This window comes from Paenibacillus sp. MAHUQ-63 (genome assembly GCF_028765165.1).
Classification (GTDB): Bacteria; Bacillota; Bacilli; order Paenibacillales; family NBRC-103111; genus Paenibacillus_E.
This window is the reverse complement of the sequence record NZ_JARADB010000001.1, coordinates 1,180,207-1,194,467: the sequence shown is the minus strand read 5'-3', so window position 1 is coordinate 1,194,467 and position 14,261 is coordinate 1,180,207. Positions and strand designations below refer to the sequence as shown.

General features: G+C 56.0%; 11 protein-coding genes. 4 read left to right on the top strand and 7 right to left on the bottom strand.

Annotation, left to right across the window (positions count from 1 at the left end; translation table 11 throughout):
• Nucleotides 1–7 precede the first annotated feature (7 nt).
• From PUT07_RS05195 to PUT07_RS05185, 3 genes are all read left to right on the top strand, one after another.
• Complete coding sequence (locus tag PUT07_RS05195; protein ID WP_274466739.1) at nucleotides 8–190, top strand: hypothetical protein; 183 nt, start codon at nucleotides 8–10, stop codon at nucleotides 188–190.
• A 554-nt stretch (nucleotides 191–744) separates the two neighbouring features.
• Nucleotides 745–1,293, top strand: a complete 549-nt coding sequence (locus PUT07_RS05190) for a peroxiredoxin (RefSeq protein ID WP_274466737.1) — start codon at nucleotides 745–747, stop codon at nucleotides 1,291–1,293.
• Nucleotides 1,294–1,380: 87 nt separating this feature from the next.
• A complete protein-coding gene (locus tag PUT07_RS05185; RefSeq protein ID WP_274466736.1) occupies nucleotides 1,381–1,764 on the top strand; it encodes a glycine cleavage system protein H in 384 nt (127 codons plus the stop codon).
• Nucleotides 1,765–1,857: 93 nt separating this feature from the next.
• Here PUT07_RS05185 and PUT07_RS05180 read toward each other — a convergent pair whose 3' ends face one another.
• The 7 genes from PUT07_RS05180 to PUT07_RS05150 form a co-directional block, all read right to left on the bottom strand.
• Nucleotides 1,858–3,825: a glycoside hydrolase family 15 protein gene (locus PUT07_RS05180; protein ID WP_274466735.1), complete on the bottom strand. Its 1,968-nt coding sequence runs from the start codon at nucleotides 3,823–3,825 to the stop codon at nucleotides 1,858–1,860.
• Between the two features lie 158 nt (nucleotides 3,826–3,983).
• Nucleotides 3,984–6,884 (bottom strand): 1,4-alpha-glucan branching protein domain-containing protein, encoded by a 2,901-nt coding sequence (locus tag PUT07_RS05175; RefSeq protein WP_274466733.1) that lies wholly within the window; start codon nucleotides 6,882–6,884, stop codon nucleotides 3,984–3,986.
• Nucleotides 6,881–7,429: a DUF4912 domain-containing protein gene (locus PUT07_RS05170; RefSeq protein ID WP_274466732.1), complete on the bottom strand. Its 549-nt coding sequence runs from the start codon at nucleotides 7,427–7,429 to the stop codon at nucleotides 6,881–6,883. Before PUT07_RS05170 ends, PUT07_RS05175 begins: the two co-directional genes overlap by 4 nt.
• A gap of 122 nt (nucleotides 7,430–7,551) precedes the next feature.
• A complete protein-coding gene (locus PUT07_RS05165; protein WP_274466731.1) occupies nucleotides 7,552–7,770 on the bottom strand; it encodes a hypothetical protein in 219 nt (72 codons plus the stop codon).
• Between the two features lie 66 nt (nucleotides 7,771–7,836).
• Nucleotides 7,837–10,245 (bottom strand): sugar phosphate nucleotidyltransferase, encoded by a 2,409-nt coding sequence (locus PUT07_RS05160; protein WP_274466730.1) that lies wholly within the window; start codon nucleotides 10,243–10,245, stop codon nucleotides 7,837–7,839.
• 30 nt (nucleotides 10,246–10,275) lie between these two features.
• Nucleotides 10,276–13,011, bottom strand: coding sequence for a 1,4-alpha-glucan branching protein domain-containing protein (locus tag PUT07_RS05155; protein WP_274466729.1), 2,736 nt, complete (start codon nucleotides 13,009–13,011; stop codon nucleotides 10,276–10,278).
• Nucleotides 13,012–13,019: 8 nt separating this feature from the next.
• Nucleotides 13,020–13,514, bottom strand: a complete 495-nt coding sequence (locus PUT07_RS05150) for a DUF4912 domain-containing protein (RefSeq protein ID WP_274466728.1) — start codon at nucleotides 13,512–13,514, stop codon at nucleotides 13,020–13,022.
• 218 nt (nucleotides 13,515–13,732) lie between these two features.
• On the opposite strand from PUT07_RS05150, the gene PUT07_RS05145 reads away from it, so the two are divergent.
• Nucleotides 13,733–14,155, top strand: a complete 423-nt coding sequence (locus tag PUT07_RS05145; protein WP_274466727.1) for a hypothetical protein — start codon at nucleotides 13,733–13,735, stop codon at nucleotides 14,153–14,155.
• Nucleotides 14,156–14,261: the final 106 nt, after the last annotated feature.

Here is a 14,261-nt window from a genome sequence, read left to right as displayed (position 1 = left end):
AGCTTTTTTGTTTTTGCTTGCTGAGCTGGAGCTCGTAGACGGCGTAGGTGCAAGTGCGGCGGTGGGCGAGGGTGCCGAAGGCGAGTGGGGAGGCGGAGTTCCGGCGGTGGGCGAGCGTGCTACCGGTGAACGAGGCACTGGCGTGCTGGCAGGACATCGACTCGTAAGTACTCCTGATGAGAGGGGATAGTGGTGATAGTAGCGGTCGCGAAATGACAGTGGGGTAGGCCAGCCGCTGCTAATCTGTATGATTTTTCGAGTAGAATAGCCGTCGCAGTTACGACAGTGCTCCTGACGAGAGGGGATAGTGGCGATAGCGGAGGTCGCGGAGTGACAGTGGGGTAGGCCGGCTGCCGTAAATTACGCTGAAGGCTGATTGTAAGCTATTTTTCATATACAATTGCTGCTTTTTACCCTTATTGCGAAGATTCTATATGAAATTTCATATAGAATGGGGCGGGCTGGTACTCAGCGACCGTGTCATGAGTCAGGCAGAGTGAGATAGCGAGGAATCGCAGTTACGACAGTTCTCCTGACGAGAGGGGATAGTGGTGATAGCGGAGGTCGCGGAGTGACGATGGAGTGAGGTTGCTCAGGTGAAAAAGCAGCTGAATCATGCACGTTCATAGAGCTTTCATATATTAAAATAATTATTAATTAATATGGTCTCTAATTATTGACTTTCACCTATTCGGATGATACCATTTTATACGAATAAGATAGATTTGAGGAGGAATTATACACATGGCAGAGCGTTTAGTTGGTAAACAAGCTCCAGACTTTACAATGGAGACAGCTACCGGTGACGGTAAAGGATTTGGCAAAGCATCTTTGTCCGACTACAAAGGCAAATGGTTAGTATTGTTCTTCTACCCGCTTGACTTTACATTCGTATGTCCTACAGAAATCACAGCGCTTAGTCAAGCTGCTGATCAATTCAAAGAGCTGGACACTGAAATTCTTGGCGTGTCCATCGACAGCATCCACACGCACAAAGCATGGATCAATACACCAGTCAACGACAACGGTCTTGGCCAATTGGCATTCCCGCTTGCTGCTGACATCACGAAATCCGTTGCACGCGACTACGGCGTTCTGATCGAAGAAGAAGGTATCGCGCTGCGCGGTCTGTTCATCATCGATCCAGAAGGCGAATTGAAATACGAAGTTGTTAACCACAACGACGTAGGCCGCAGCGTGGAAGAAACACTTCGCGTTCTTCAAGCTCTGCAATCCGGCGGATTGTGCCCAATGAACTGGAAACCAGGCGACAAAAACCTTGTCGTAAAATAAGCTTTTCATACATAGAGAAGCTCCTCTTAGCTGGCATGCGAATGCGGGCGGGGGAGCTTTTCTTCGTCAGAAGGAGAACGAAGGCATATGACCGTACCTGCGCAACTGCGCTATACAAGGGACCATTATTGGATTCGTCAGGATGGAAATGAGGCTGTCATCGGACTGACGGAACTCGGATTGATCGAATGGGGGATGATTCTGTTCATTGAGCTTCCGGAGCGCGGTGCGGTACTGGGACAGGGAGATTTCCTCGGCTCCATGGAAACGGCTGAGGACGAGATGGACTTGCTCGCACCGCTGTCCGGAGAAGTGACCGCTGTGAATATGCTGCTGGAACGAGCGACAATGATGCTGATCGAATCGCCTTATGACAAAGGGTGGTTAATCAGAATGGCCTTAAGTGATCTAGCCGAGTTGGAGGAGCTGTGGGACGCTCCGACGTATGAGGGCGAATATTCGCTGGAGTAGGGTGAGCGCAAGCTCAATAAACAAGAAACCGCAGGGCTGGCACTTGATCTAGAATCAAATGACGAACCCTGCGGCTATTCCTATTTGGTCATGTTACGATTTTCCTGCGAGCTGCTTATACTTGTTCAAATATTTGACAACCGCCAGCACGTACGTCGCATGCGACCATGTAAGCGGAGCGACCGACACCGGATCCCCGTTGAAAGGGTCCAGCTGCTCGGAAAGCACGCCGCTCTCCATGGCATGCTTCACGACCCATTCCAGCGTTTGGCGCGGCGCTTCGAGATCGGCGAGCGATTTGGCGTATTCGATTTCCCACTCTGCGATCCAGAGCGTACAGATGATCCAGGGGTTGCCTGGCACATTCTCGATATCGGTGGAGCGTTGGAAGTAGTAGTCATGATGATAGCGGGCAATGCCGCCGATATCGGTTTTGATGGACAGTCCGGCTTTATTCGCTTTCATCGTGCCAACGACGCGCTCATCATCCGCAGGCAGCACCCCGAATTCGAAGATGCCGTAGACGGAGCTTTCGAGCGTCATGTCTTTGACCCATACGCCGTCCTCCATATATAAGCCGCGAACGAAGCGGCCTTCGTTCTCGTCCCACAGATGCTTGAGGATGCCGGCTTTAATTTTCTCCGCCGTATGCTTATAGCGGTTGCTCCGCTCCTCATCGCCGAACAAATTGCTGAAGTTGGAAGCGGCGATCAGTCCGCCATAGACGGCTGACGCGGTAAATGTATAGATGCCGTAACGCTCTTCCCATAGATCATAGCTCGGCTTCGGCAAGTTCAGCTCCTGATCGATGTATGTGGACATGAATCTGGCCGCCCGGCGGATGAGGTTGCGGTAGAGCGACTGCGCGAACTCTAGGCTGCCGTTTTTCTGAAAGTCGGCCCATAGCGCGAACAGCACAAGCGCGGTTTCGTCCTCCTGGATTGGCAGCTGAACGCGTCCCGAATGAATGTACGGGTGCCAACTGGAGCCTACGGTGCCGTCCGGATTGTATTTATGATGCAAGTAACCTTCGGGTGACAGCACGTTCGCACAGAAGTTGAAGAAGGGAATGATCATCCCTTGGTAGCCGGCCATGGACATGGAGTAGGCGATTAAAGCGCCGTCCCGAGGCCACATATAGCTGTAATGATCGCGATTGCTCTGCATAATGTCCGAATCGTTGGCGGCGATGATCGCGCCGTTCACATCGGTCTGCGTACGGACGAGCAGAAGGCTCTGTTTGAAGAGGCGCTGTACGTCTCCGTTCAAATCGCCGTAGTCCCGCTCGATCTTGTTGGCCCAACGCTGCCAGTAGACGGTTACACGGTCCAGCAGCTTGCCGGGGTGGCTGTCTTTGACGTAGGCATCGAGCTTCTTGACTTCCTCCAGCGTTTTGCCGGCGCCCATCCAATAGTACATCGTTTGGTTGGCGTTAGGAGGGACGAACAAGCGAAAGGAGATGGTGCTGTCCACGGAACCCTGCGCGATGGCATTGCCCATGAGATGTCCGTCTTCCGCGTCGCGCCAGGTGCCTTCGGCATTATAGAACCTTTTGACCCCTGTAGAATACTGATAAATGCCTTCCGTTCCGGTGCTGCCGTTGAACATGAAATACCGGTCTTTTTTATAATGGAATACCGTATTGGTCAAAGGGTAGAAGGCAGCGGTATCGCCGACCTCCGTCTCGTTAATGAGCAGGTCCTGGTTGAAGAACATCCGGACTTCCCGCACGGTATTTTTATGATTCGTGATTTGGATTCTTTTGAGGTAAATATCTTCCCGCTGGTGAACGCCGTCATTCATAAGCAGCGTGATCCCAAGTCCGGGATGCGTTGCCGTAACTTCGGTAACCAGGGAATCTTCTACATAACCCAGTTTAAACTGCCACTCCGGGGAATTCAGCCAGGCAAAGTCACCGTCCACCCAAATACCTACACGGCACTGATAGCCGCCAATATGGTTAAGCTGGCCGACGAAAGGATAGTACAGATCTCGCATGTAGGAATGCTGATCGAGATTAATAAGAAATTTTCCGTTTCCGATGACCAGATGTCTAGGCAATACAATCACTTCCCCACTCGTTTGTTTAATCGCACCCTCTGAATGTACGCAAAGGCCTGCCACTAGGTTACCTAATAATTACCAAGGAATCAATGATTCTTTGAAAAATATCTGAAAATTTCGACCGGTTGCGCTTTCATTTGGTATAGTTACCCATATTATTTGATTATTTCCTTCTGATGCGGGAATATACCTGATAATGGTTCGCAGGAACCTTTCATTTGCGAATAGATGCCGGAAGTGACGGCCGCAATCTGCTCCCAGCGGTAACGATTCGTTACCTCGAACAAAGCGCCGGAAGCCAGCCGAACGCCTTCGGACGGATGCTGCAAGAGGCGGACGATTTGCGCTGCCAGCAGCTCCGCATTGCCGGGAGACACGGTGATCCCCGTCACTTCATGCTTCACAATCTCGGACAAACCTCCCGTATCCGATACGATCAGAGGCGTACCGCTAGCCATCGCTTCGAGTGCAACAAGGCCGAACGGCTCATAGAGGCTGGGAAAAATACAGAGCTCCGCCCTGTGCAGCAGCAGTCCTTTGTCCTTATCGTCCAAGAAGCCTGTGAATACGACGGCATCTCCAAGCGGAGCCGCCAGCTCCTGCAGCCCTCCCAGCTCCGGACCCGCACCGGCGATTATAAGCTTCGCCTCAGGGACGGCATGCAGCACATCACTCATGGCAGCCAGGAGAATGTGCACGCCTTTCTCATAGACGAGCCTTCCGAGGAAGGCCAGTATGCGCTGCGGAGGATTCCCCGGCACAAGAGAAAGCGCTTGAGCAAGTGACGGGTTATCCCCTTGATGATCGGCGGCCGTAACCCGAAACGGCTTGACGCCATTGGGAATCAGATTCACTTTATGGGATGGAACCTGGAACAGTCGAGCCACCTCCTGCTGCATCGCCTGACTGCAGACGATGAGACGGTCGGCGGTTTCCGTTAATTGCTGCTCGAGCTGATGAATACGCTTCTGTACCGGAGTATCCAGCTTGCCTTGGTTCCGTCCGGCTTCGGTCGCGTGGATGGTTGCCAGCAGAGGCACACCGAGCGCCTCCCGGCATTCCTGAGCTGCATGGTACACGAGCCAATCGTGCGCATGCACGATATCGAACCGGACGCCTTGCCCGGACAAGCGCAGGATGGTGTCGGTGAAAGCCAGGTTCATTTGAAACACCCAGTCCAAGAAAGGCAGCGTTCCGGGTGCGGAGAGCACTTCCACACGGTGGACGTGCACGCCGTCCGCCACTTCATAGGGCGCGCAATCCGGCGCCAGGCACGTGACGACATGAACGTCGTGACCGTCGGCCGCCAGCGCTTCGGATAAGCCGCAGACGGCTCTGGCGAGCCCGCCGATGACCCGGGGCGGATATTCCCAAGCAAGCATGAGAATCCGCAGACGCGACGCTCCTTCGGGCAAGGCGGAAGGGGATGGAGCAAGTATGGAAGGGGGCTGAAAGCAGCGATAATCGACCTCGGGCAGCAAAGGGGATTTCTTCTCCAGTGCAATGACAAGCTCAGAGAGCTCGCGAGCTGCCGAGTCCTGTTCAGCCTCCGTTAAATTTAGCAGATTGTGGAAATTATCAATATGAGTCTTTATGCGCATCACCGCATAGCTTGTTACCGTCTCAGCGTCCAGAATGAACGTCCAGTCGCTGCTTTGGGCCAGCATGAGCTCGCGGACGGCCTGATTGAGCGCGCGGAGCTGCAGCGGCTCGGGCTTGCGGTGCCGCTGCGCGGCAAGCACCATGCGGTCCTCCGCCGCGTGCAGCAGCGGCTGCACCCACTGGCTGCGCGGCTGCAGCCAGACCTCGGCATAGCCGCCGCGGCCCCAGCTCGACTCCGGCAGCACCGCTGCCGCAGCCGGCGCATGAGCGGCGGCGTAGCCGCCAAGTGTCGTCATCTCGATGGTGCCGACACCGGCATCGCGCTGCGCAGCGAACCCGCGCAGCACTGCTTCCAGCCACTGGTGGCCCTCATGCCACCAGTGGCCGAACAGCTCGGCATCGTAGGGACATACGATGACCGGAGGCTGAACCGCGCCGTCGGCGATGCGGCTCAATTGCGCCACCCGGGAGGCCACGAAATGCTCAGCGTGCAGCTGAGCTTTCTGCGCGGCCCGCGCCGGGTGGTAGGGCGCCTTGGCGTCACCGCTGCCGGTGACGCGGTAGTACTTGAAGCCCGTGTGGACGCGTGCGCCGTCCGGCAGCACATAGGGCTTCAAGTACTCCCACTCGGCCCCGCCGTCGCGGCCGAGGTCGAAGCCGATATCGCGGTAGTACTCGCGATAGTCGGCATCGCCCGGGTACCCGGACTCGGCGCTCCATACTTGAGCGCCGGCTTCATGGTCCCGGGCGAAGACGCAGGCGCCGCCTGGCGAGCGCAGCGGCAGCCCCTGCCCGGCGGCGGGGTGCGCGTGCGCGTCGACGACGAAGTAGCGCAAGCCGAGCGCCTTCAGGTGGGGCTCCGCCGCAGGCGTGTAGCCGCACTCCGGCAGCCAGATACCGGCCGGAGGAGACCCGAAATGCCGCCGGAATTCACGGACGGCGGCTTCCAGCTGTGCGCGCAGCGCGGCGTCTTGCTTGATCAGCGGCAAGAATGCATGCGTCGCAGCGCACGTGATGAGCTCGAGGCAGCCTGAGAAGCTTAGGCTGCGGAATTTCCCGATGAGATCGCCCCGCAGGCGGTCGTACAGGACAAGATGCCGGTGATAGCGGTCGGCGTAGCTTCGGGCCACGGGGCCGAAGTCGGCGTGGCCCCACAGCCGGATGACCTCGCGCTGAGCCAGCTCGCAGAGCGTAGCCAGATGCTTGCGCGTCCGGCGCTGCATGCGCGGATCGTCCAGCATGGCGAGCAGCGGCGGAGACAGGGATAATGTAATCCGGAACGGCACGCCCTCCTCGAGCAGCCGGTCCATCATGTCGATCAGGGGAAGATAGCTGTCGGCAACAGCTTCGAAAAACCATCGTTCTTCCAGAGTGACGGTCGCTTCATCATGGCGAACGTAAGGGATATGGGCATGCAAAAGCAAAGCTACATAACCGTGTACGTCAGATCTCAATCGCAATCGCCTCCGAATTCGGTTTCTGCCGTGTACGTACGCTTGGGGACGTACACCGAGTAGGCAGAGAATTGCTCATCGGCTTCAGGCGCCAGGAGCTGTAAGGGAACGGCCGCAGGCCGATAAGTTACTTGATCTGTCAGGTTGGATGGAAATACTTGATGCGTATGTATATGGGGAGTCTGAATCGGATTAGAACGCAGAAGCGGAAGAAATTGTCCCTGTCCATTCCGAATGCCGAGTTCTGCGAAGTATCGCAAGCCGGGTTCAAAGCCGCTTAGGAAACAGGAATCTCCTTGCGGCAGCGGCAGCTCATACGCTTGAAGGGAGGGCGGCTCGCATCCAGCCTGTTCATCGATTTCATAGAACCGCAGCAGCGGCTCTAGCATAAGCCAGTCCCGATTGAAGTGCTCCTGCACCATTCTTTTTTTTCTGGCGGACAGCTGCCAGTAAGCGAACAGGTTGGTAGGAGTTTGCACGAGCAAGTGGAGGGCGTCCCTGTCACTCAAGTGGGCGTTGAAAGCTTGGGTTGGAATCTGACTCACCTTTTCTCAGGATAATTATGGCAAATAACCGGGAAAACCTGTGGACAATATTGTAGCATATGCACCCGCGAAACGAAAAATCTCCGCCTTTTATACAAAAGGGGAGATCTCCTGTATCCTCGCTACTTCGCCGGAGGCTGGTCTTCCATAAAACGGGTTTCCGTCAGTCGCATTAAAGAATCATATCGGTTGACTGAAGATAGGATCGACAGATAGTCATCCTGTTTAATGTTCGTATAGGATGCTTTGAAACCGGTATGATATTGAACCGTCATACTAGAAGACTGATCGTCATACTGGATAAAAGCAATCTGCCTGGAAACGCTGGGAATCATATTCACGCCGCTCTCCCCTTCATCTTAAGACTTCGAAACACCCGGTTTGGATATGTCTGTCATATCTTATGCTTATTGCAGCGCATTTAGAATGTGGTTTCGATAAGACTGTACAAGCTCCCGGGCTGCCGTCCGGTCTGCGGATTGGGCGATGAGCTGAACAACGGGATCGTCGCTGTCAGGCAGCAGTAGAATCCACCCGTTATCGTGATAAAATTTGATGCCGTCAACAAGATCGACGGGCGTATTTTTGGATCGTTCCATCATGCTGCGCATCACCTGGCCCTTCGCTTCCCAAGGGCAGTCGATGGCTTCGCGGTGCAGATAGAAGCTCGGAATCATCGCCAGAAGCTCGGAGAGCGGTCTTCCGGTTCGATTCAGATGAAGGACAACGAGTCCAATGGCCAGAAGCGAGTCGAACAGCGGGTGCATCCGCGCTTCAGGCGTCGCTTCCAAGATGGCGCGCTCCCATTCTTTGGTTCGCACGATTGTCGCTCCCAGCCCTTCGGCCATGCTCTCCAGGAGCGCGGGGGCGCTGACCGGAGCACCTATCGTCGTGCCAGGGCGGCCGTGCAGGTAGCACAGGTAGAGGAAAACCGTCTGCATATCGGGATCGACGATTTCCCCTTGCTCGGTAATGAGCTGCAGCGTCCGCCCGTCATCGGAAATATGGAGCCCGAGATCGGCTCCGGTCATCGAAGTGAAGACGGGAAGCGGCTCCTGCAGCGCGGCGGCAGATACATGGACCGTTTCGCTGCCCAAATTCTCGAAGAAGGGCAGCAGGTACGGCTGCAGCCAAGCACTGGCTTGGACAACGATACGCAGGGCAGGGGTGCGCGAGCTGTCGGCTTCTTCGGCGATTTCCCGGGAGAGCGCATCCACATACGTTCGCAGCCAATGCGTTTCATCCCGGTAGCTGCCCAGCTGCTTCATGGAAGCGCGTCCGTAGTCCTCCTGCCAGAAGCTGTTCTCCACCTTGCGTTCGGCGGCTCTGGTGATGGGCAGTCCTTCGGCGTCCATGCACGCCAGCCGGCAGGCTTCGTTCTCGCTGCCGGACCAATCGAGATGAATGCCTCCGGCGGCGCCCAACTGCCGGATCGCGAAGGAGGCGGCGGGCGCGAGGCAATCCCCGAGATCAATCACGTGCGTCCCCACGGATTGGAGGCTGGCGGTCAACGTTCGCTTCAATAAGCGAGTGAACGCATTCGGGGCGCAGCTGACGGTCAGCGTATGGCCGGAAGCTAGCGTGGCCCCGTAGGCGGTGCCGAATCTGGCGGCCATTTCGGGAGTGAGTTCCAAGTTGGGTAAGCCGCTTACGCCGCTGGTTCGGTATAGCGTTCTAGCGGCGTGATCTCCCCATATATAAGATGAATGAAGACGGGATTTATCGCGAATTTGTTTATGCGGCCATATTTTCACGTGAGGCTCGACGCGGCTGTTCGCCCCGATGATCACGTGGTTGCCTATGACGGAGCCTTCACCGAGGAAGGAGGCTTCTTTGCAAATGATTCGGCTGGTTAGCGTAGAACCGGACAATTCATTGTTCGGCAGCAAGTGGTTATGATCCCACAGCACGCTGCGGGTAAGCTTGCTTCCCTTGGCCAGCCGGTTATTGCTCCCTACGATGCAGTACTCGCCAATCTCCACCTCATCGCCGATGTGACTTCCAGGACCGATGTAGGCCGGACCGACGATGCGGGCGGAAGAGCTCGTCTCTACGCCGTCTGCGATGTAGACGCCGGGACGCAGCTCCGTACCATGAATGTCAAGCTGCACTTTGCCGTCCAGCATATCGAATTGCGTTTGCCTGTACTGCTGCAGGTTGCCGATATCCATCCAATACCTGGGGGAGACATAGCCGTACAGCCCTTCTTGATCCTGAAGCAGGGCCGGGAACAGCTGCGTGCTGAAGTCGAATTCCTGATCGAACGGCACCCTGTTCAAAATTTCCGGTTCGCAGATGTAAATGCCCGTATTGACGGTATCGCTGAATACTTCCCCCCAGCTGGGCTTCTCGAGAAACCGGGTGATGCGGCCGCTCTCGTCGGTCATGACGACGCCGTACTCCAGCGGATGGGAGACGCGGGTCAGCAGAAGAGTGGCTTTGGCTTTCTTCTCCTTATGGAAGGCAAGAGCCTCATGCAAGTCGAAATCGGTCAACGCATCCCCGCTGATGACGATGAACGTATCGTTCAGAAATTCATGCGCTTGCTTGACACTTCCGGCTGTCCCCAGCGGGGTCGTCTCTTCATAGTAGTGAAGCTTCACGTCATACCCTTCGCCGTCGCCGAAATAGTTGCGGATCACTTCGGGCTTGTACTGCAGCGTGACGGCGATGTCACGAATGCCGTGCTTATGCAGCAATTCGATAATATAAGCCATGCAGGGTCTTCCCAGGAGAGGCACCATGGGTTTGGGAAGATGGCAAGTAAGGGGACGAAGCCGCGTGCCCTTGCCTCCAGCCATAATAACAGCCTTCATATGGGAACCTCCTTATTTGCAGCCTAGTGTTTAAGTGACGACAAGTTCATAGGTCAGCTTCCTGTATTCCTCCTGAATCTCCTGAGCGATGCGGTCCCATTGATAACGCTTCTGCAGTAAGTTGTAGGCGCTGTCTGCCAGCTTGACAGCCACGCGGGGCTGCAGCAGCAGTTCCGTAATGTGCCAAGAGAGCGAGTCCGCATGTCCAGGCAGCGCCTTGTAGCCGTCCACACCGTGCCGGATAATCTCCGCCAGACCGCCCGTATCCGAGAGCACGAGCGGCTTGCGGTGTGCCATGGCTTCCAAGGCAACGATGCCGAAAGGCTCGTAGAGGCTGGGAATGACGCAGACGGAGGCAGCTCGATAGAGCTGTGCCCGGTAGTCGTCATCGATGAAGCCGGTAAAAAGTACGCGATCGTGCAAGCGGGCGGCGGCAGCGCGCAGCTCAGGCTCCATCGGACCTGATCCGGCGATGACGAGCTTCGCTTGGGGCACCTGCGCGAGGATCGAGGGCATCGCCTCGATGAGCACGTGAACGCCTTTCTCATACACGAGTCTGCCGATATAGAAAATGATCGGATCCTCTCCGGCAAGAGCGGGAGGACGCTCGCTTGCATCGGTTGGAGCGGGAAGCCGAATCCCGTTGTGATGAACGCTTACCTTCTCCACCGGGAGCTGGAAGATGCGCACGATCTCCTCTTTCATATAGGAGCTGCAAACAAAAACGCGGTCGGCCTCATAGGTCAGCTTCCATTCGATCTCATGAATATTTCGCTGCAGCTCCGAGTGCAGATGGCCTTGGTTGCGTCCCCATTCGGTCGCATGGATGGTCGCAATGAGCGGAATGCCGTAGCTGGTCTTGATTTCTCTAGCGGCATGGAACACCATCCAGTCATGCGCATGCAGCAGGTCGATGCGGCCGCCGCTTTCATGCCAGCGGACGAGGTGGTCCGTCATCGCCAGATTCAGTTCGAACGTCCAGTGGTAAAAAGGTGTAGGCCCCGAATGTTCCACAGGGAGCCGGTGAACGTATACGCCGTTCATCTTCTCGAAGGAAGGTGCGCCGTCATGGGCCGTCGTGACGACATGCACAATCTCACCGCGGGCGGCGAGCGCCTCGGCCAGCTCATGAACCGCCTTGGATAAACCGCCGACTTGCTTAGGCGGATATTCCCAGGCGAGCATGAACACATTGGCGCTGTGCTGCGTCTCCGCCAGCACAGCGTCCCAATCTTGGCGGCGCTCCATAATGGGAACAGGGGAGAGCTGCCGAATACTTACATAGTCGCGATAGTGAATATCCGGCAAGCAACGGTCCGCCTCTTCAATGGAAGCCAGCCAACTCTCGTCTACCGTCTGGCGTTCGATCTGGTCGCATAGGCGGTGGAAACAGCCGAGATGTGCGGTCGTCCGTTCAGCGGCATACTCGCTTAGAACGGATTCCGGCCGCATCATGAGCGCCCAATCGCTGGACTGCGCCAGCATCAGCTCGCGTGCCGCCTGATTCAAAGCCCGCTTGAGAACGGCGGCATCCAGCTTGCCGTGACGGGCGAGATGCTCATGACTTGTCGCCAGCTGAACCATACGCTTCTCGGCTTGGTGCAGGTGCCGGTAGATCCAATCACAGCCGCCGTGCAGCCATGGGTGAAAGAGCGACTCCCGGCCCAGGCTGGATTCGTTCAACTGGGCGGTACCTGCGGACTCGTATTCCTCGAGGTATTCGCCGGGTGTTACCATTTTGACCCCGGAATGTTCGTGGAATAGTTTGCGGCAGAGCTGATCCAGGAAGAGCGGGCCCTGCTGCCGCCCTTGTCCGAACAGCTCCGCGTCATAGGCAGCCGTAATAAGCGGCTCCCGGTCCAGCCAGCGGCACCCCCGTACGGCCTGCCTGCCCAGCTTGGCGATGTAGGCATCGGCATCGTCTCCGGCCTTCTCCAGGGCAAGCAACGGATGCAGCGGAATACCGGCATCATCTTTGCTCGCCCTGCTTGCCGCTTGCCCGGCTCTCTCCATGGCGGCGGAGCCGCAGGGAAACGCCATGACGCCATAGGGCGTCAGGGTCGGTGCCAGCAGTCCCCGAAGGGGCTGCGGCGATGCGAATTGCACGGCGAGGGCATCCGTGAAGAAGTAGCGGATGCCGGCTTGCTTCAGAATCCGCTCCAAACCAGGCGTATAGCCGCAGCCGGGTAACCACATGCCGCGGGGCTTCAGCCCGAAGTGGCGCTCGTAGTCTCTGACGGCCGTCAGGACTTGAGCACGGACCCCCTCCGCGGTGCTCATCAGCGGCAAATAGGCGTGCGTCGCGGCGGATGTGACAATCTCCACATAGCCAAGCTCTTGATAGTGCTTGAAGGCCGCAATCAAATTACCCTGGAAGCTTTCGTACAAGGTCTGGAGCGTCTGAAGCTGAAGCGCATGCTGTTTGGCCAGCGGCAGGAGCGAGGGGGTCATTAGCGAACGAACCTGCTCTTCGGCCTGCGCGATCCGCTCGCTGAGGGCTCGACGGTACTTGGCTTGCAGGAGCGGATCGCTGAATAGGGAGAGAAGCGTCGGTGTCAAGGCAAGGGTGATGCGGAAGCGCGTTTCATCCTGTACAAGCTGTTGGATAACGTCCAGTATCGGTAAATACGTTCCTGTCATGGCTTCAATGAACCATGGCGCTTCTAATGTCTCCTGTTCCCGAAGGAGGAGATAGGGAAGATGAGCATGCAGCACAAGTGCGAAATATCCCTTCGGCTCCGGCTTCGGCTTGATGCGATCGATCAAAGCGTAAGTCACCTCGCATAAGGAGAGTAGGCTTGAATGTTTTCGTAAACGAGCGGCACGCTTGGCGAGGCCCCCGTATCCGGCTGAGCCGGTGTCTTCGGGCCTTCCCACGCTGCTTCGGTATCTCTTGGCGTGACAGCGCAATTGGAGCGCAGCAGGGGAATGAATTCGCGCTCCCAGGTATAGGTGCCGACATCCACGATGTAGCTGCGATTCGCGCTCAACTGATGGAAGTACCAGTTATTCGTATCCGGCTGCGCCTGCATATCCCAGCTGGCATGAGCGTTATCGCCGCCAAAGATCACATCGGTGACGTCGTACAAACGCAGGATGCTCGGCATGTCCCGGTAATCGCACTGGAAATGCTGCGAGACCAGCCATTTGCGCCTGTCGGAAATTTCCCAATATGCATAGAGCGAATGCGCGCCTAAGGCCATAAGATGAAGGAAGTCCTTCTGATATCGCACCGGAATTTTATCGTCCTGAGCAGGTGAAGACTTCAAGCCGGTTCCTCTTTCCTGACATAATTTTCAACGGCTGATTGACTGTAAAAGTATTCGCCCCCACCCAGCAAAATATGCGCGGATTGCTAAAATCTAGATGTCCCGCAAAAAAGGAATTTCAACCTTTTCCGGCGAATATATTGGACTAATCCGGGAAAACGAAGATGATACTGACGATGCCGGCTTTCCTCCGCGGAAAGCGCTAAGGAGTGATTACGATGAGTTTTTGTTGTGGAGCTAGTATGATAGGCACGAAAGGCACGCTCAAGCACATTCGTACGCAAATTCACAATGTGCCCATCCTCTTCTGCCCGGTATGTCACCGCATTGAGGTTCATTATCTGGTGGAAAATGAATATGAAATATTGGCGGAGTATGCCCACGGGGATGGCGCTGCTGAAGTTGATTTCGTTGAGTATGTCGATGGCAAAGACCATCTGCTGCACGATAATTGTGTGAATCATGAGGGCGAGGAGCCTTTGGATATTGTACGCAGCCAAATTGATATGGCGCTTGATCTGCTGGGTGTGGCCAAGTCCTTGAACGACGCCGAGTGGGAAGACCAGTTGATGAAACGGTTGAAGATGCTGAGTGTGCGCCGGGATAAGCTGAAAAACAAAAAAACCTCCAAGAGGATGTAGGGACCCCAAAGTTAAACACGTTTAACGATCGAGGGGCCGTGCGGTCTTGAGGTTCTTGCTAGTAGATAGGGCTGCTTCTTCCTTAGTTGGAAGTTAGCAGCCTTTT

What these genes read in the sequence shown, in the direction of transcription:
- PUT07_RS05190 (WP_274466737.1), top strand. Translation starts at nt 745, where the DNA reads ATGGCAGAGCGTTTAGTTGGTAAACAAGCTCCAGACTTTACAATGGAG.
- PUT07_RS05185 (WP_274466736.1), top strand. Translation starts at nt 1,381, where the DNA reads ATGACCGTACCTGCGCAACTGCGCTATACAAGGGACCATTATTGGATT.
- PUT07_RS05145 (WP_274466727.1), top strand. Translation starts at nt 13,733, where the DNA reads ATGAGTTTTTGTTGTGGAGCTAGTATGATAGGCACGAAAGGCACGCTC.
- PUT07_RS05160 (WP_274466730.1), bottom strand. Translation starts at nt 10,245, where the DNA reads ATGAAGGCTGTTATTATGGCTGGAGGCAAGGGCACGCGGCTTCGTCCC.